The 18,587-nt window shown below is 36.4% G+C and carries 17 protein-coding genes; 3 read left to right on the top strand and 14 right to left on the bottom strand.

Annotated elements, in window-relative coordinates:
- Positions 1-171 precede the first annotated feature (171 nt).
- Entirely contained in the window at positions 172-1,107 is a 936-nt protein-coding gene (locus AN964_RS08320) for a Na/Pi symporter (RefSeq protein WP_055739231.1), read from the top strand.
- Positions 1,108-1,136: 29 nt separating this feature from the next.
- On the opposite strand, the gene deoC is transcribed toward AN964_RS08320, so the two are convergent.
- The 13 genes from deoC to gpr form a co-directional block, all read right to left on the bottom strand.
- Positions 1,137-1,805 carry a deoxyribose-phosphate aldolase gene (gene deoC, locus AN964_RS08315; protein ID WP_055739230.1) on the bottom strand — a complete coding sequence of 223 codons (669 nt, stop codon included), beginning with the start codon at positions 1,803-1,805 and terminating at the stop codon, positions 1,137-1,139.
- Between the two features lie 149 nt (positions 1,806-1,954).
- Positions 1,955-3,310 carry a tRNA (N(6)-L-threonylcarbamoyladenosine(37)-C(2))-methylthiotransferase MtaB gene (gene mtaB / locus AN964_RS08310; protein WP_055739229.1) on the bottom strand — a complete coding sequence of 452 codons (1,356 nt, stop codon included), beginning with the start codon at positions 3,308-3,310 and terminating at the stop codon, positions 1,955-1,957.
- Positions 3,311-3,315: 5 nt separating this feature from the next.
- Complete coding sequence (locus AN964_RS08305) at positions 3,316-4,068, bottom strand: 16S rRNA (uracil(1498)-N(3))-methyltransferase (RefSeq protein WP_055739228.1); 753 nt, start codon at positions 4,066-4,068, stop codon at positions 3,316-3,318.
- 5 nt (positions 4,069-4,073) lie between these two features.
- Positions 4,074-5,012, bottom strand: coding sequence for a 50S ribosomal protein L11 methyltransferase (gene prmA / locus AN964_RS08300; protein ID WP_055741182.1), 939 nt, complete (start codon positions 5,010-5,012; stop codon positions 4,074-4,076).
- 23 nt (positions 5,013-5,035) lie between these two features.
- Complete coding sequence (gene dnaJ, locus AN964_RS08295; protein ID WP_055739227.1) at positions 5,036-6,163, bottom strand: molecular chaperone DnaJ; 1,128 nt, start codon at positions 6,161-6,163, stop codon at positions 5,036-5,038.
- Between the two features lie 341 nt (positions 6,164-6,504).
- Positions 6,505-8,337, bottom strand: a complete 1,833-nt coding sequence (gene dnaK / locus AN964_RS08290) for a molecular chaperone DnaK (RefSeq protein WP_055739226.1) — start codon at positions 8,335-8,337, stop codon at positions 6,505-6,507.
- A gap of 33 nt (positions 8,338-8,370) precedes the next feature.
- The gene (gene grpE, locus AN964_RS08285) at positions 8,371-8,964 is read right to left on the bottom strand and encodes a nucleotide exchange factor GrpE (protein WP_280513050.1); all 594 of its coding nucleotides are present in this window, start codon (positions 8,962-8,964) and stop codon (positions 8,371-8,373) included.
- 122 nt (positions 8,965-9,086) lie between these two features.
- Positions 9,087-10,115 (bottom strand): heat-inducible transcriptional repressor HrcA, encoded by a 1,029-nt coding sequence (gene hrcA / locus AN964_RS08280; protein WP_055739224.1) that lies wholly within the window; start codon positions 10,113-10,115, stop codon positions 9,087-9,089.
- A 106-nt stretch (positions 10,116-10,221) separates the two neighbouring features.
- On the bottom strand, positions 10,222-11,349 hold the full coding sequence (hemW, locus tag AN964_RS08275) for a radical SAM family heme chaperone HemW (RefSeq protein WP_055739223.1): 1,128 nt from the start codon (positions 11,347-11,349) through the stop codon (positions 10,222-10,224).
- A gap of 73 nt (positions 11,350-11,422) precedes the next feature.
- Positions 11,423-13,255, bottom strand: coding sequence for a translation elongation factor 4 (gene lepA, locus AN964_RS08270; RefSeq protein WP_055739222.1), 1,833 nt, complete (start codon positions 13,253-13,255; stop codon positions 11,423-11,425).
- Positions 13,256-13,549: 294 nt separating this feature from the next.
- Entirely contained in the window at positions 13,550-13,885 is a 336-nt protein-coding gene (locus AN964_RS08265) for a DUF3679 domain-containing protein (protein WP_055739221.1), read from the bottom strand.
- A gap of 87 nt (positions 13,886-13,972) precedes the next feature.
- Positions 13,973-15,181: a stage II sporulation protein P gene (gene spoIIP, locus AN964_RS08260; RefSeq protein ID WP_055739220.1), complete on the bottom strand. Its 1,209-nt coding sequence runs from the start codon at positions 15,179-15,181 to the stop codon at positions 13,973-13,975.
- Positions 15,182-15,401: 220 nt separating this feature from the next.
- Entirely contained in the window at positions 15,402-16,526 is a 1,125-nt protein-coding gene (gene gpr, locus AN964_RS08255) for a GPR endopeptidase (protein WP_055739219.1), read from the bottom strand.
- A 249-nt stretch (positions 16,527-16,775) separates the two neighbouring features.
- Here gpr and rpsT point away from each other — a divergent pair, with 249 nt between their 5' ends.
- Positions 16,776-17,039, top strand: a complete 264-nt coding sequence (gene rpsT / locus AN964_RS08250; RefSeq protein WP_055739218.1) for a 30S ribosomal protein S20 — start codon at positions 16,776-16,778, stop codon at positions 17,037-17,039.
- A 46-nt stretch (positions 17,040-17,085) separates the two neighbouring features.
- On the opposite strand, the gene holA is transcribed toward rpsT, so the two are convergent.
- The gene (gene holA / locus AN964_RS08245) at positions 17,086-18,099 is read right to left on the bottom strand and encodes a DNA polymerase III subunit delta (protein WP_055741181.1); all 1,014 of its coding nucleotides are present in this window, start codon (positions 18,097-18,099) and stop codon (positions 17,086-17,088) included.
- A 293-nt stretch (positions 18,100-18,392) separates the two neighbouring features.
- Here holA and AN964_RS25400 point away from each other — a divergent pair, with 293 nt between their 5' ends.
- Positions 18,393-18,524: a YqzM family protein gene (locus AN964_RS25400; protein WP_083489260.1), complete on the top strand. Its 132-nt coding sequence runs from the start codon at positions 18,393-18,395 to the stop codon at positions 18,522-18,524.
- Positions 18,525-18,587: the final 63 nt, after the last annotated feature.

Genomic DNA, 18,587 nt, shown 5'->3' with positions numbered 1-18,587 from the left:
ATGTAAAAAACCATGTACCTTGCAATTATAATATAACCTTCCTATTAGGTCAACATTCTTCATGCAAACTATAAGAGATACCATGGAAAAATTAAAAAGTTTTTCTATTCTTTTCAACTTGTAATCATCTCTTTTTTTTGCCTGCATATCATTATTTAGAGGTGAGTGGACATGTTATATCTTATCTTATTTATATGTCTGGTTGGTGTCTTCATCCTTGGCATTACTTGGCTACGGATAGGGTTATTTAACTTATCAGGCAAAGCGATGGAGCAATGGCTGAAAAAAGTAACAAATACTCCTTTTAAAGGTATGCTTGTTGGAATCATTATGACACCAATTCTTCAAAGCAGCGGGGCTGTGATGGTTATTACAGTAGGATTAGTTTCTGCCCGAGTACTGGCATTTCCACAAACGATTGGAATTATTTTAGGGACAAACATTGGTACCACCTTTACATTAGAATTTCTATCATTTAATCTATCCGTTCTAGTTATTCCATTTTTCATTCTTGGAATTATGTGTTTGTTTTTCAGGAGAACAAAATGGAAAAGCTTAAGTTATGTATTCATTGGTTTCGCGTTCATATTTTCCGCAATGAGGGCTTTTGAACGATTGGCTATCCCATTTACTCAATTACCTTCTACACAAAAATTATTGATGTTATTAAGCGATCATTTCCTTTATGCCTTTATAGTAGGAATAATCCTGACAGCATGTATCCAATCCAGCACTGTTATGACGGGGATTGCGATGAGCTTTTTAAGTGCCCATATTTTCACACTCGAAACGGGAATTGCGATTATGCTTGGAGCAAATATTGGCACGTGTATTACCGGTCTTCTAGCAAGTGTCGGAGCTGGTGAAGAAGCTAGATTGACGGCTTACGCACATATTTGGCTTAATGTTGGCGGTGCATTTCTCTGCTTGCCATTTTTAAGTCAACTATCGTTTATTTGTAAAGAACTTTCTTCCAATCCGGAAACACAACTTGCCCATGCGAGTGTTATTTTTAATTTATTTTCATCGATTCTTGTATTGCCAATTGCTACTAAATTCGGACAATTTATCGTGAAAGTACACGGAAAAAAAACGATATGGAATTAAAAATCGAGGCGAAAAGCCTCGTTTTTTAATTAATAGTCAGATTCACTCGATAAACCTTTTACAATTTTCACTCCCGAACTAGCACCTATTCTAGTCGCTCCCGCTTTAATCAATGCTTCCGCATCTTGTGCACTTCTTACGCCGCCTGAAGCCTTTACTCCGATATCTGGTCCAACTGTTTTTCTCATTAATGCAATATCTTCAGGAGTCGCTCCTCCCGTAGAAAATCCGGTTGAGGTTTTTACAAAATCTGCTCCCGCTTTAACGGCAATTTCGCAAGCATGAACTTTTTCATCATTTGTTAATAAGCATGTTTCGATAATTACCTTTGTTAAGGCTTTTCCTTTTGCAGCATCTGTCACCGCTTTAATATCCTTTTCTACTAACTCATAATCACCGCTTTTTAACGCACTAATATTAATGACCATGTCTACTTCACCTGCGCCATTTTCAATGGCATTCTTTGTTTCAAATGCTTTAGTCTCAGGTGTATTGGAACCCAGCGGAAAGCCAATTACGGTACAAACCAACACATTCGAGTCTTTCAGTATTTCCGCACAATACTTTACCCATGTCGGGTTAACACAAACGGAAGCAAAGGAATATTCTTTTGCTTCAAGACATAGAGTATGTATTTGTTCTTTTGTTGCATCTGCCTTTAATAATGTATGATCAATCATTTTTGCAATATTATTCATTAAAGTTTCCTCCAAACCGTTTTGTTCATTACAAATTTTACTATACCATTATCTTTTCATGTATTCGAGCACTATAAGTTTTGCCCAAAAAGCAAATAAATTCATATCTAAAAAATTTCCAAAAAAAAAAAACCGCAGAAATCTGCAGTTTATATTGCTTTGAGTTCTTCCTTTTCAACTGTATCCTCTAATACACGAACAAATTGTCCTTCATTATATGGATATCCTGCTTTCGTTATTTTTACTCTTACAAGCTTTCCAACCATATCTTCTGTTGCAGGAAATACTACTTTCAAATAATTGTCCGTATATCCTTCATACAATCCGCTATCTGGGTCTTCCTTATATTTTTCTTCAGGAATTACTTCTAATACTTCGTTTTCAAATTTTGATGAATATTCTTTTGCAAGTTGGTCAGAAAGTGCGATTAATCGATGTACGCGTTCATTTTTTATCTCTTCATCAATTTGATCCGTCATCCTAGCCGCAGGTGTACCAGTGCGTTTGGAATATGGGAATACATGAAGTTCTGAAAACTGATGATCTTTTATGAAGTTGTATGTTTCCATGAATTCTTCTTCCGTTTCGCCTGGAAAACCAACAATAACATCAGATGTAACTGCAAGACCTGGTAAAGCTTTCTTTAATTTTACAAGTCTTTCGGCATACTCAGCCATCGTATATTTACGTCTCATTCTCTTTAATACTGTATCCGATCCGGACTGCAAAGGAATATGCATATGTCGAACGATAATTTTAGACTTCTCAATTACTTCAATAACCTCATCTGTTAATTGGCTAGCCTCGATAGATGAGATTCGAATTCGTTTTAAACCATTTACTTCCGCTTCTAAATCACGAAGAAGCATTGCTAAGTTATAATCTTTCAAATCTTGACCGTATCCGCCAGTATGAATACCTGTTAAAACGATTTCTTTATATCCGGCATCGACTAATTGCTGAGCTTGGCGAATAACTTCTTTTGGATCTCTTGACCGCATTAAGCCTCTTGCCCAAGGAATAATACAGAAAGTACAGAAGTTATTACATCCTTCTTGAATTTTTAAAGACGCACGTGTACGGTCAGTAAAGGCAGGTACGTCTAATTCTTCATAAACACGATTTTTCATGATATTTTTAACACCATTAATCGGTTGGCGTTCATTTTTAAATTGTTCAATATACTCAAGCATTTTCGTACGATCTTGTGTACCTACAACAATATCCACACCAGGGATTGCCATGATTTCCGCTGGGGATGTTTGCGCATAACATCCAGTTACACAGATAACTGCGTCAGGATTTTTGCGCACAGCTCGTCTAATCACTTGACGGCTTTTTTTATCACCAGTATTAGTTACTGTACAAGTATTAATGACATATACATCGGATGTTGATTCAAAATCAACTCGTTCATAGCCTTCGCTTTTAAATAATTGCCATATCGCTTCTGTTTCATAGTGGTTTACTTTACAACCTAATGTATGAAATGCTACAGAGGACATGTTGATCACCTCATTAATTCTAAATGATAGGAAATTGCTGATAATGCGTATAATGGAGCAGTTTCTGTCCGAAGAATTCTCGGTCCGAAACCACATGGTACAAACCCATTATTCTCTAGCTGTTCAATTTCCGTATTGGATATTCCGCCTTCAGGTCCAAATACAATTAATACCGTATCATCCTGCTTAAAGTTTTTCAACATTTTAGGAAAATTCGTGCTCTCACCTTGTTTGGCGTTTTCTTCATAAGCGACAATTTTATGTGTATAATTGGAGCTTATATGAAGTAATTCTTTAAAAGTAATTGGAGGTAAAATGTTCGGTTTATGTTGACGATGTGATTGCTCTGCAGCCTCCTCTGCAATTTTCAACCACCTTGTATGCTTTTTCTGTTCCTTTTTTACATCCCATTTCACAATCGAGCGATCCGCAATAAAAGGGATAAATTCATATGCACCTAATTCTGTTCCCTTTTGGATAATCCATTCCAACTTATCCCCTTTAGGCAGTCCGCTCGCAATGGTAATAGGAACAGGCATTTCTTTATTCATTTCTTCCCATTTTACAATAGAAGCCATAACTGCTTCATTGGTAATATCCGTTATTTTGGCAATACATGCCTTTTTATCTTGAAAAACAACATAAAACTCATCTTCCGGAGACATTCTCATCACTCGCGCAATATGATGAAAATGATCATCTTTTAATATTACCTCTTTTTCTCCGGAAAAAGGCTTATCTAGAAAATAACGTTGCAATTCCTTCACCTGCGCTTCGCAATAAATGCTATCCAATCTTCCATTACTATGGTTTCTTCAATGATAAATCCTGATTGAATAATCGCTTCTTTTACCTCATTCTTCTTTGGTTGAATAATACCAGAAGCAATAAAGTATCCGTCTTTTTTAACAGCTGTTGCTACATCATCCGTAAAACGCATGATTACTTCTGCTAAAATGTTAGCAACCACTACATCAGCCTGACTGTCAACACCATTTAAAAGATCATTCTTTGAAACAGAAACAATATCCTGAACTTTGTTTAATTTTATATTTAGCTTGGCAGATTGAACGGCAACTTCATCAAGATCTAATGCCGTCACTTTACCGGCACCGAGTAATGCAGCAGCAATACTCAAAACTCCAGAACCCGTACCTACATCGATGACATGATCATTTTGTTGTACTGTACGTTCCAATGCTTGAATACACATTACAGTTGTTGGATGTGTACCTGTTCCAAATGCCATACCTGGGTCTAATTCAATAATTAACTCATCACTATTAACGGGTTCATATTGTTCCCACGTAGGTACTATCGTAAACTTTGATGATATTTTAACTGGATTATAATATTTCTTCCAAGCAGTTGCCCATTCTTCTTCGTTGACTTCACTAATGGAGACATCATTCTTACCAATATCAATATTAAATAAGGTTAAGTTTGTTATGGATTGCTTTATTTCTTCCACCGTTTCTCCTAAAAAACTATTAACAGGCAAATAAGCCTTTACAATAACACCTTCTTCAGGATAATCCTCTGGATCTAGCTGATAGATCTCTCCAAATTGATCTTCCCGATCTTTAATAAGCTCAAAAGGATCCTCGATGACAACACCACTCGCACCCGCTTCATGCAAAATATTGGAGATTGGTTCAACAGCTTCGTTTGTTGTGTGAATCATAATCTCAGACCATTTCAATACCTGACAACTCCATTCATCCATTATTCCCCTTTAAAAGCTTTCTTCATCTTATCGAAAAAAGACTCGTTGTGCTCGTCAGGAATACTTCCGCTAATTTCACCGAATTCCCGAAGTAATTGCTTTTGTTTATCCGTTAATTTTGTTGGAGTAACTACTTTCACGTGAATATTTTGATCACCGACCCCATAGCCTCTAACATTTGGCACACCTTTTCCTCGTAAGCGGAATTTCGTACCTGTTTGAGTTCCAGCCGGTACTTTTAGTTTCACTTTTCCATGTAAAGTTGGAACTTCTATTTCATCTCCAAGAGCTGCCTGTGTAAACGTAATCGGAACTTCACAGTAAATATCATCTCCGTCACGTTCGAAAAACTCATGATCTCTTACATGGAAAACTACGTATAGATCCCCTGAAGGACCTCCATTTATACCTGGTTCTCCTTGACCAGATACACGTAATTGCTGTCCATCATCAATCCCTGCAGGTATTTTAACATTGATTTTTCTGCGTTTTTTAACCTTTCCGCTTCCTCCACAGGTTCTACATTTATCCTTTATCAATTGCCCAGTACCATTACAATAATTACATACACGTCTATTCACTATTTTACCAAATGGTGTATTTTGTTCTGTATTTAATTGACCGCTTCCATGGCAATGCGGACAAGTTTCCGGTTTTGTTCCGGGTTTGGCTCCAGATCCATGACAAGTATCACATTCTTCTTCTCTTGGTATTTCAATTTCTGTTTCTTTTCCAAAAACGGCATCTTCAAAAGATAATGTCATTGTATATTGAAGATCTGCCCCTTGTCTTGGCGCATTAGGGTCACGTCGTCTGCCTCCGCCGCCAAAAAAGGTACTAAAAATATCCTCAAAACCACCAAAGCCACCAAAATCACTTGCACCACCGAAGCCACCAAAACCTTGATTCGGATCCGTATGTCCAAATTGGTCATAATGTGCACGTTTATTATCATCACTTAAAACTTCATATGCTTCTTTAACTTCTTTGAATTTATCAGCTGCATCTGGGGCTTTATTTATATCAGGATGATATTGCTTTGATAGTTTTCTATAGGCCTTCTTAATTTCATCTTTAGAAGCATTTTTCTCTAGTCCTAAAACTTCATAATAATCCCTTTTACTCATAACAAACACACTCCCGAAACAATCAGCATAAAGGTAATTTTAACATTGACAGTTATAACAATCAATAAAAGAATAAGTTGGTGGTTATATCATAAGAAAAGTCAAAGCCAAGATGGACCTGACTTTGACTTTTATTCTTTCTAACCGTGATATACTTCCATTTTATTGTCTAGCTACGGCTCCTATCGACTAGCAAACTTTCGGCCTCCTCCTACGATAAGATAACATCAGGTGGAAATGGTAGTTCAATTTTCAATAGCTCCTGAAAAACCTCACTGTGTTTCCTTTATCTCAGTCGAAGCCCGAAAGGAGTACGTCGATGAACAGTCGCCTTCGCTTTTCTATTTATCGTCTTTTACTTCTTCAAATTCAGCATCTACAACATTATCGTCTTTTTTAGCCCCATCTTGGCCGCCGGCATCTTGAGAAGCCTGTGCTTGTTTAGCTGCTTCTTCATATAGCTTCACAGATAGGTTTTGAACAATTTCTTGAAGAGCATCTTTAGCAGAACGAATTTCATCTAAATCATTTTTCTCAATTGCTGCTTTTAAAGCATCTTTTGCTTCTTCCGCTTTTTTCACTTCTGCTTGATCTACTTTGCCTTCCAGCTCTTTTAATGTTTTTTCAGTTGTAAAGACGAGCTGGTCAGCCTCATTACGTAATTCAACTTCCTCTTTACGTTTTTTATCTGCTTCAGCATTTTCTTCTGCTTCCTTAACCATACGTTCAATTTCATCATCAGAAAGTCCTGTAGATGATTTAATCGTGATGTTTTGTTGTTTACCAGTTCCTAAATCTTTCGCACTTACATTTACTATACCGTTTTTATCGATATCAAATGTAACTTCGATTTGCGGGATACCTCTTGGTGCTGGCGGAATATCAGATAATTGGAAGCGACCAAGTGTTTTGTTATCAGCTGCCATCGGACGCTCACCTTGCAATACGTGAATGTCCACAGCTGTTTGGTTATCCGCAGCTGTTGAGAATACTTGTGATTTAGAAGTTGGGATTGTAGTATTTCGATCAATTAGTTTCGTAAATACTCCACCCATTGTTTCAATTCCTAAAGAAAGTGGTGTTACATCTAGTAGAACAACATCCTTAACATCACCTGTTAAGACACCACCTTGAATCGCAGCACCCATTGCCACAACTTCATCTGGATTTACCCCTTTATGAGGATCTTTTCCAATTTCTTTACGGATGGCTTCTTGTACCGCTGGAATACGTGTAGATCCACCTACAAGAATAACTTTATCAATATCAGATGGTGTTAAGCCAGCATCCTTAAGTGCTTGACGAGTTGGTCCCATTGTGCGCTCTACTAATCCAGCAGATATTTCATCGAATTTTGCACGAGTTAATGTAAGCTCTAAATGCAATGGACCAGCTTCCCCAGCTGTAATGAACGGTAATGAGATTTGTGTTGATGCAACTCCGGATAAGTCTTTTTTCGCTTTTTCAGCCGCATCTTTTAAACGTTGTAATGCCATTTTATCTTTAGAAAGATCAATTCCATTCTCTTTCTTAAATTCAGCTACTAAATAATCGATAATTACTTGGTCAAAATCGTCTCCACCAAGTCTATTATCACCAGCTGTAGCACGAACCTCGAAAACGCCATCTCCTAATTCAAGGATGGAAACGTCAAATGTACCACCGCCTAGGTCATAGACTAAAATAGTTTGGTCTTCATCCATTTTGTCCAATCCATATGCTAATGCCGCTGCAGTAGGCTCGTTTATAATACGCTCTACTTCTAAGCCGGCAATTTTTCCAGCATCTTTAGTTGCTTGACGTTCTGCATCATTGAAGTATGCAGGAACTGTAATAACCGCCTTGTCTACTTTTTCACCTAAATACTCTTCAGCATAGGATTTCAAATATTGTAAAATCATTGCTGAGATTTCTTGCGGAGAGTATTCTTTTCCTTCGATTGTTTCTTTATGGCTTGTTCCCATGTGTCGTTTAATCGAAATAATCGTATTAGGATTCGTTATAGCTTGACGTTTAGCTACCTCACCTACTTGACGTTCACCATTTTTGAATGCAACAACTGAAGGTGTTGTACGATTGCCTTCTGGATTTGGAATTACTTTTGGTTCCCCGCCCTCAAGGACTGAAACACATGAGTTTGTAGTTCCTAAGTCAATACCAATAATTTTGCTCATGTTAATTCCTCCTACTCTTTTTATATGTATCGATTACTGATTTACTTTCACCATAGATGGGCGAATGACGCGATCATTTAAGATATAGCCTTTTTGAAATTCTTCGACTACGATATTTGATCCGTAGTTTTCATCTTCTGCTTGCATAATTGCTTGATGATATTGCGGATCAAATTCCTTTCCTACGGATTCGATTGGCACTGCACCCTCTTGTTTTAATGCTTCTAAAATGCTTCTATATACCATTTCCATGCCTTGCATAAGCTGAGCAGCTTGCTCATTATCAGGCGTCATTTGCATTGCACGTTCGAAATTATCGATTGCTGGCAATAAATTAGTGATAATGTTTTGCGCTCTATATTTTTCACTTGACTCACGGTCAAGTTGAACACGTCTGCGAAAATTATCAAAATCTGCACGCAACCTCAGGTAACGGTTTTCTGATTCCGCTAATTTTTCTTCCAGTTCTTGAATTTTATCCTGAAGCAATGCTGCTTCATCATTCACATTATTATTATCAGAAGAAGGATCTGCTGCTGACTCTTCATCAAAAACAGCTTCAACATTTTCATTTTGTTCTACTTCTGATTGTTCGATTTCTTCTGCAATCTTTTTTTCATCTGCCACCTGCATTCACCTCCCTCAAAAAATAAACAGAAATATGTCTTTTAGGTTCAATAAACAATGAAAATAACTAGAAATTAGCGTAATATGCTAATCTCCAGCTATACTCAATATATCCAGCTACTTTATGATTGATACAATTTTGTAAGTGCCCTAGACATATCGTTGCTTAAAAAATCTAACAAACTAATGACTCTTGAATATTCCATTCTTGTCGGACCTAAAATAGCAATGGTTCCAACTGGTTCATTTCCAACAGAATAGGTTGCAGTTATCAGGCTGCAATTCTCCATTTCCGTTAACTTATTTTCTTTCCCGATTTTCACATGAATACCCTCTGGAATATGCCTAAATAAATCATAAAATCCTTGCTCACGTTCAATCATATCCATTAAAGAACGGATCTTTTGAATATCATGAAACTCAGGCTGGTTAAGCATATTTGCTTTCCCGCCAAAGAAGATTTTCTCGTGATCAGGTATTTTCAATGTTTCGGAAATGGTATATAACATGGAATCATAATTATGAATATGCTGCTTTAAAATATTGGCAACTTCCTTGTAAATCTTATCTGTTAGATGATGTATAGGAACATTAACCAATCGCTCATTAAGTATATTCACCATTCGTTCCAGTTCACCGACATTAAATCCTTTCGGAAACGTAAACAATCTGTTTTCTACATGACCTGTATCCGTAATAATAATCGCAACTGCAGTATCATTATTTAAAGGAACAATTTGCAGATGTTTCAATTTTGTTTCCTTTACAGCCGGTCCCAAGAGGATGGCCGTATAGTTCGTTAATTCAGATAGGATTTTAGCCGATTTTTGTACAATATTTTCAAGCTCGTAGATTCTTTCGGCAAATATTGAATGTATCAATGAAATATCCTTTGAATTAAGCTTTTGCGGTGACAGAATATGATCTACATAATAGCGATACCCTTTTTCGGAAGGAATTCTCCCTGAAGAGGTATGGGTTTTTTCAATAAAACCCAATTCTTCCAGATCAGCCATCTCATTACGAATCGTCGCCGAACTAAATGAAATCTCTTCTTTTTTTGAAAGAGTTCTTGAGCCAACTGGTTGTGCAGACCGAATAAAATCATCAATAATAACTTGTAATATAAGGAGTTGACGATCTGTTAACAACTTCTATCACCTCTGTTAGCACTCTTAAAGGATGAGTGCTAATTCTAATAATAAATTATCAAAACAGGTGGATAATGTCAACATATTTGCGTACCGAGAACCCTTCTTACATAAGAAAAGCCTGAAATACTTCATTCCCGATGAATCTACCTTCCTTGGTCAATTGAATCCTATTATCAGTAACCTCCAGAAGCTTTCTCTCCACCATTTCAGAAATAGCATTTCCAAAAACATTTAAAACATTTTCATTATATTTTTCCTTAAAACGCACTAAACTTACCCCTTCATTTTTTCGTAACCCTAAAAACATTTCCTCTTCCATCATTTCTTGCTTGGTTAGTTTATGCTGGTCGAAAATAGGCAACTCACCTTTTTCTAATCGTGTAAGATATTTTTTCACGGGTCCACTATTGGATCTTCTAACTTGTTCGACATAGCTATGCGCCCCTGCGCCGAAGCCAAAATATTCTTCATTATTCCAATAAACAAGATTGTGCTTACTTTCAAAGCCTGGTTTGGCAAAATTACTAATTTCGTACTGATGTAATCCATGCTTTTCCATTTCCGTCATGAGGATTTCATACATCCTTGCTTCAGCATCTTCTGATGGAAGATGCAACTTGCCTTTTCTCATTAAGTTATAAAAAACGGTCTTTGGTTCAACAATTAAGGAATAGCTTGAATAATGTGGAAGATTAAGTTCCAATGCCGTCCTTAAACTCGAACGATAGTCATCCTCTGTTTGCCCAGGAAGTGCATACATTAAATCAATGCTGATATTTTCAAATCCTGCTTTTTTCGCTTTCGTTAATGTTTCAAATACATCATCAGAAGTATGAGTTCTGCCTATCTTTTTTAATAATTCATTATTAAAGGATTGAACCCCGAAGCTTAACCGATTTACTCCATATTCATGCAGAATTCTTAATTTTTCTTCCGATAAGTCTCCCGGATTTGCTTCAAATGTAAACTCCCCATTATGAAACGGAAGAATAGCGCGTACTCCATTACAAAGCCTATCTAATTGGGTTTCATTTAAGACTGTTGGAGTTCCTCCGCCGACAAAGATAGTTTCCAATTGGTTAACAGGAGTCATTTCCAATTGCAGTCTCATTTCTTTTAATAATGCATCAATATATTCGTCCACTGGCTGACCCTTTAAAAACACTTTATTAAAGTCACAGTAATAACATATATGCTCACAAAAAGGAATATGAATATATGCTGCTTTCATTTCATCACAACCTAATTAGTAAAATAGAAAAGAGGGAGCACTAGTTGCTGCTAGATTTCTCCCCCATAAATTTTTATTTCGGATTATTATCATCCATCTTAAGAATAGCCATAAATGCTTCTTGAGGTACCTCAACAGAACCTACTTGCTTCATGCGCTTTTTCCCTTCTTTTTGTTTTTCAAGAAGTTTTCTTTTACGTGAAATGTCCCCACCGTAGCATTTTGCAAGTACGTTTTTACGCATTGCTTTAATGGTAGAGCGAGCAATGATTTTTTGACCCACTGCCGCTTGAACTGGCACCTCAAACTGCTGGCGCGGAATAATTTCTTTTAGCTTTTCCACTATTACCTTTCCACGTTCATAAGCAAAATCCTTGTGAACTATGAAGCTTAGAGCATCCACTTTTTCCGCGTTCAAAAGAATATCCATTTTCACGAGCTTCGAAGGTTTATATCCGATTAATTCATAATCAAAGGAAGCATATCCTTTTGTACTTGATTTTAATTGATCAAAGAAATCATATACTATTTCCGAAAGCGGAATTTCATAGATGACGTTAACACGTACATCATCCAAATACTTCATATCGATAAAATTACCACGCTTAGCCTGAGAAAGTTCCATTACCGCTCCCACATAATCATTTGGAACCATAATAGACGCTTTTACATAAGGCTCTTCTACTCTGTCAATTTTTTGAGGGTCCGGCATATTCGATGGGTTATCCACATTTATTTCCGTTCCATCTGTTAAATGAACTGTATAAATAACACTTGGAGCTGTTGTAATTAAATCAATTTTAAATTCCCGTTCAATACGTTCCTGAATAATTTCCATGTGCAATAGTCCAAGGAAGCCGCATCGGAACCCAAAGCCAAGTGCTTGGGATGTTTCTGGTTCAAATTGAAGGGAGGAGTCGTTTAATTCGAGTTTTTCTAAAGCCTCTCGCAAATCATTAAACTTTGCAGAGTCGATAGGATAAAGTCCGCAGTATACCATCGGATTTAATTTTCTGTAACCAGGCAGCGGCTCCGTTGCGGGATTTTTCGCACTGGTTATCGTATCCCCAACTCGTGTATCTCCAACATTTTTAATGGCAGCAGTTAAAAACCCTACATCCCCAACCGTAAGTTCATCACATAGTACCTGTTTCGGAGTATGCACTCCAACTTCTGTGACCTCAAATTCCTTGCCGGTTGCCATCATTTTAATTTTATCTCCTACTTTTACAGATCCTTCGACAACTCTAATATAAGCGATGACACCACGGTAAGCATCATATAAAGAGTCAAAAATCAGCGCTTTTAACGGTGCTTCAGGATCACCTGTAGGGGCTGGTACTTTTTCAACGATTTCTTCTAGAATTTCTTCAATACCGATTCCAGCCTTTGCTGAAGCAAGGACCGCTTCTGATGCATCCAAACCGATAACATCCTCGATTTCTTGTCTAACTCTCTCTGGATCAGCAGCCGGCAAATCAATTTTATTAATAACTGGTAATATTTCCAAATTATTATCAAGTGCTAAATAGACATTTGCTAATGTTTGAGCTTCAATACCTTGTGCGGCATCCACAACTAGGATTGCTCCTTCACATGCAGCCAAGCTTCTTGATACTTCATAAGTAAAATCGACATGCCCAGGAGTATCGATTAAATGTAGAATGTAATCTTCTCCGTCTTTTGCCTTATATTTTAATTGGACAGCGTTCAATTTTATTGTAATCCCGCGTTCGCGTTCAAGGTCCATCGAGTCTAGCAACTGAGCCTTCATTTCGCGAGACGATAACGCATTCGTTTTTTCTAATATTCGATCTGCCAAAGTCGATTTTCCGTGATCGATATGTGCAATAATAGAAAAGTTTCGAATTTTTGCTTGTCGTTGTAGTTTTTCTTCAAGGTTCATCATGTTTCACTCCTGTTAATCGACACATATACACTATTTCTGATTATATCAGCAGGCTTTTTAAGATTCAATAAGAAAAGCGCGGGCGCATGTAGCTTCTAGCGCACGAATCTGTAAAATTGAAGTGCCAATTTCACCATCGCGTCTTGTGCGAGTTAAAGGAAACATAGCGAGGTCGTTCAAGAAGCTGATGTTTCATCCACAGCGAAAAAGACGCAGAAATCCGCTTGCCGCTGGCTGATTGCCCTAGACATAAAGAAAAGCATCCATCTCAAGATTGGATGCTTTAATAGATTATATAAAGGAAGAAGCAAAATCAATGATTTTTTCCGTGAGGGAAGAAACAATGTTTGATAGGACTTTTCCTAAAGAAGAAAATAGATTAAAGGCTTTAATATTTTGTAAATGTTCTTTTTTTTCATCCAAATTATGGGACGTAATATTTTCCCCTGAAACGGAGCTTTCTATATTTCCATCGCTTTTTCCATGAATTTTAACGGGGGATTGTAATGTTGAATCATTATATCCTTTCATGTCAACCATTCCCTCATTAGCTTTTTCCATTCCTATTAAAACACCTACAAATAATAAGGCGATAAGAAAAGAACATTTAATGAAAAACCTTGTCATTTTAATCAATCCTTTATTAGAAATGCCTAGTCGATAGTTATTTACGCTATACAGAATCAAACTTGTTAAATAAAATACCTTGTATTCTTAATTTTTTGCAGGTGGCTGTTTCCCATCTACTTTTTCTGCCTGCCAATAATAATCACTGAATACATCAGCAAGGGCAGTGACAGTTCGATACATTTCTTCAAACGTATTATCGACCCCACCAACCTCTATTAAAAAAGAATTAGACGATAGGTCTTGATTAAATTTACCATTCGTAGAGGCTCCTGCTTTTTGAATAATTCCTTTGCTTAAACCTTTATATTTTCTTTCAAGACGCGAATGTAATTCTTTAGCAAGCTGGACATTCTTTTCGTGATTAGGGTTTTCTCCGCCAATAATAAAGGAAATTTTGGCGTACGATTGACCATTGATGATTGCGGTAGTTTTTTTCTTTCGCTCGGAATCACGATGAATATCGATAAAATAATTAAGATCTCTATCTTGTGCCATTGCCGTTTGAACAAGTTCTCTTGATTCAAGATAAGATTGGCCATATTTCCAGCCCTTTTTTAACAGAAGGTTTTGAACATCCGTTTTATCAATCGTTGTTCCGATACCACGATCTTCTAATTCTTCTTTAAGCTTTTCTCCAACCATTGTGACATTAATTTTCGAATGACTTGCAGCATTCGGGTCTTTTATTCCTTTTAAATATGGCAAGTATGATTCACGTGTATGGGTAAAATATAGGAATACAACCTTCCTGTTACCTGTAGTTAACGCTGTATCTTGTTTTTTTTCCTTACTATCTCTTTTTTGTGTACCTGTAATGTTTTCTGTATTCTTTAAATCCGGATCTTTATTCGACTTAAATATTTTCTCCGGCGGAACAGATTCTATCGGAAGGTTTGTATAATCTGTACCTTCACCGGCTACGAGAATTTTGCTGTCAAACATATAAAATCCGGGAAGTTCACGTCCAATAAAGCTCCTAGGGTCCTTGAAACTAATGTTTGTCACCAGATTAAAAAGTATATTTCCGATAGGGATGGAATTCGAACTGTCCTCTAGGCTGGAACCCAAAACATGATTTTCCGATGCGATAAGATGATAAAGAACTTTTCCGGAAATATGTTGACTTGCATCCGTTACTAGGTTTGAATTCATTCTATATTCAGACTTAACCGTGGTTAAAATTCCTGTTAATGAAAAAATAAGTATTAGGGTTAGAACAATCCCTCCAGAGAATTTTAGAATACTGGACAATTGTAATGAAATAACAATGCTTTGATTTTTATATGGTTTCATTTGTTCCACCCTCTCTTTCTAATCTAGTACAATGTATGAAATTACTAGAGAAAGTAGAACAAATTAAACTAGATTTCACTTATGTTCTTTTCTTAAACTATGTTGCTTTTATTAGGGTAAACCTTTTAAGTATCCTTATTTGAATACGAATGAAGATTTTTTAAGAAATAAAGTTTAAATTTTACAAAATAACTACGATCTATACGAAAAAGGCCATCACTTATCTAGTTTTAAAACCACTGTCTGTTTGATCAACTGATTCATGCAGAGCTGCATTTAACCCACTTGCTATTAAATTGGACATATCTTCTATAAACAAATCTACTTCCTTTGGCGTAACCATTAAATTATGTCCTAACGGTGCTAACACTTCATGGATAAGTCGGCGTTTTTCGTCTTCTTCAAGTGCTCCAATCATCCCCATAAACATCTTTCTGTGCTCCTCACCAGGTAAATCCTCTTCTGTTAACACTCGTTTTTCTCCAAATGTCATTCCCGATGGAGCCAGTGAACTGGATGGCCGTTTTTCTTCCCGCATTTCTCTTCCAAAATGTTTTAAAAGATAATCGATAGTGTCGCTGGTTATAGAAACAGCATCAACAACTGTTGGCACTCCAATGGCGATAACAGGCACACCAAGAGTTTCTTTGCTTAGTTCCTTTCTTTTGTTCCCTACTCCAGATCCCGGATGAATACCTGTATCGGATATTTGAATAGTAGCATTAACTCTTTCAATAGAGCGGGAAGCTAAAGCATCAATTGCAATAATAAAATCAGGCTTTGATTTTTCCGCAACTCCAAAAATAATATCGCTTGTTTCAATTCCGGTTAATCCCATGACACCCGGTGCTATGGCACTTACAGGTCGGTAGCCTTCCTCAACATTTTCAGGCTGAAGCTGAAATAAATGACGTGTTACAATGATATTTTCGCAAACCATTGGACCAAGAGCATCTGGCGTTACATTCCAGTTCCCCAGACCAACAATTAAGCAGCTTGCATCTTTTGGGATATTTAATTGCTTAAGAAATTCACTAAATTCGTTTGCAAAAACCTCTCCCACTTTTTGTTGTAAGACGGTATCATGTTGCCGAATACCTTGAACTTCAAGTGTTAAATAATAACCGGCTTTTTTTCCAATCACCTTTTCTCCCTCTTTTGTTATTTCCACTGAGGATATTTTAATATCATCAACTTTTCGATCTTTGACAATTACTCCTTCAATCTCTGTAACATCTTCATTTGATTTATTTTTCCGTTCCTCAACTGCCATATCGTGCGCTTCGAGGGCTAAATCGGTTCTTACTGAATAAACACTTAAGTCAAGCTGGTTTTCTCTTTTCAATCTTATTCCTCCTTATACTTTTAGAAGAATTTTATACATAATTTACATGATTTCCTTTCCAGAAAAAAATCATTCATCATAGAAAGAATTCACCATTTCAAAAAAAAGGTTGAAGAAAATCCTACGTGCAGATTAATTCTGTTTTTGTCTAATAGTATTGCATTATCACCGCTCGTTTGATAAAATATCACTTGTTCTTACTGTGATAGTCGAGTAGTGAATGTTTATTACTCGTAGGAGGTGAAATAAATGCCAAATATTAAATCTGCAATTAAACGCGTTAAAACAAGTGAAGAGCGCAACGCTAAAAACTCAGCTCAAAAATCAACAATGCGTACGGCTGTAAAGAAATTCGAAGCTGCAGTTGTAAATAACGATGATAACGCTAAAACATTATTAGCTACTGCTGTTAAGCAACTTGATAAAGCTGCATCTAACGGTCTTATTCATAAAAACGCTGCAAATCGCCAAAAAGCACGCTTAATGAAAAAATTAAATGCTGCTAATGCATAATAAAAACGATCCAATTATGGATCGTTTTTTCTTTATTCATTATTTATTAACTGCCATGAATCTTAAATAGCAACATTTCAATAATCATGGATTTTGTTAAAGCGCTTGTCTTCATTTGATAATCCGCATCAGCAAGCCACATCATAATCTTATTTAGTTCTTCTTCCGAAAACATTTTTGCTTGTCCCGCAGCAAGTTTTATTCTAAAAGGATGGATTTTAAGAAAATTAGCAATCTGTTGCTGACCGTATCCTCGTCTCATTAATTCATTTGTTTGATATAATAACCGGAATTGACCTGCCAAAATGGAAAGAATTTTTATCGGTTCTTCATTTTGCTTTAAAAGGTCATAATAGATTCGTAATGCTTCTTCCATATTTCGATTAATTACTTTATCGACAAGTGAAAAAATATTTTGTTCCAATGATTTGGAAGCTAATATCTCAACTGTATGCTTATCTATTACATCCTCGGAATATAGCGACAATTTATCTATTTCACTTGCCAGCATCATTAAATTTGTGCCGGAAAGAGTTAATAACATTTCCATAGCATCGTCGTTAATTTCGACTTGGTTTGCACCTGCCCGATGGCGAATCCAAGTTTTTATTTCCTGTTCACTTAATTTTTTTGCCTCAAAAACTTCTGCAGATCGCTTTAGCAGTTTTGTAATTTTTTTTCGTTCGTCTAATTTTTCATAAGGTGCAACAAAGACAATGGTACTGTACGGAACAGGTTCTTGCAGATAAGCCTCTAATTTTGAAATATCATGCTCTACCTTTGACTTTGATTTTTCAGAGGTTAAAAAAAATGGATTATGTAAGAATATCAATCTTTTCTCACCCATAAAAGGAAGTGTTTCTGCATCCTCGATTGCTACTTCTATAGGAACTTCTTCCAAGTCATAAGAAGCAAAATTAAAGTCTAATTCCTCTTCCGTTAACATATTTTTCAATAATTTTTGCTTTGTCTCATTGATTAAAAAGCTTTCCATTCCATATAATAGATATATCGGCGAAAATTGCTTGCGTTCTATATTTTTCCAAATGTCAATCATCAGTAGCCTTCTCTCCATTTTTTAAAATCTTATCTCTATCGTAAAAAAGGATGATGAATTTGACAAGTGGAGATTAACTCCCGAAGAAGAGTCAATCTCCATTATCTATTATAAACGCTAATGAAAAAGGCCTAGGATACTTTTTCATTAACGGAATAACTCGGGTGTACTAATATTTTCACCTACAGGTTAAAAAGTATTTGTGTTAACTCTTGTCAACGAAGGAAATTGGACGGTTACTATAGCTTTTTCAAAACGAATCGTCTATACTAAAGTGGAAATAGGAGGGGTTGAGAGTGAACCAATTTGAAAAGGATGTACAGTATAAGGGAAATGACGCAATTGATTCAGGTATTGGATTTGGAGTGTCTTTTGCTTTCTTTGCAATTATGTTCATTATCGCAACTGTCATTAAGCTCGTTGGTTAATAACAATGAGTTTGCGAAGGAGTTTGCTGCATGCAAACTCCTTTTTTCCCAACAAATAAATCA

Source organism: Heyndrickxia shackletonii (assembly GCF_001420715.1).
Lineage (GTDB): Bacteria > Bacillota > Bacilli > Bacillales > Bacillaceae_C > Margalitia > Margalitia shackletonii.
Note: the sequence above shows the minus strand (reverse complement) of the source record. Positions and strands in the feature narration are given on the sequence as shown.

Bases quoted from the DNA above. Each gene is read 5' to 3' on its own strand.
- AN964_RS08320 (WP_055739231.1), top strand. From the start codon at position 172: ATGTTATATCTTATCTTATTTATATGTCTGGTTGGTGTCTTCATCCTT.
- deoC (WP_055739230.1), bottom strand. From the start codon at position 1,805: ATGAATAATATTGCAAAAATGATTGATCATACATTATTAAAGGCAGAT.
- mtaB (WP_055739229.1), bottom strand. From the start codon at position 3,310: ATGTCCTCTGTAGCATTTCATACATTAGGTTGTAAAGTAAACCACTAT.
- dnaJ (WP_055739227.1), bottom strand. From the start codon at position 6,163: ATGAGTAAAAGGGATTATTATGAAGTTTTAGGACTAGAGAAAAATGCT.
- dnaK (WP_055739226.1), bottom strand. From the start codon at position 8,337: ATGAGCAAAATTATTGGTATTGACTTAGGAACTACAAACTCATGTGTT.
- hemW (WP_055739223.1), bottom strand. From the start codon at position 11,349: ATGAAAGCAGCATATATTCATATTCCTTTTTGTGAGCATATATGTTAT.
- lepA (WP_055739222.1), bottom strand. From the start codon at position 13,255: ATGAACCTTGAAGAAAAACTACAACGACAAGCAAAAATTCGAAACTTT.
- AN964_RS08265 (WP_055739221.1), bottom strand. From the start codon at position 13,885: ATGACAAGGTTTTTCATTAAATGTTCTTTTCTTATCGCCTTATTATTT.
- spoIIP (WP_055739220.1), bottom strand. From the start codon at position 15,181: ATGAAACCATATAAAAATCAAAGCATTGTTATTTCATTACAATTGTCC.
- rpsT (WP_055739218.1), top strand. From the start codon at position 16,776: ATGCCAAATATTAAATCTGCAATTAAACGCGTTAAAACAAGTGAAGAG.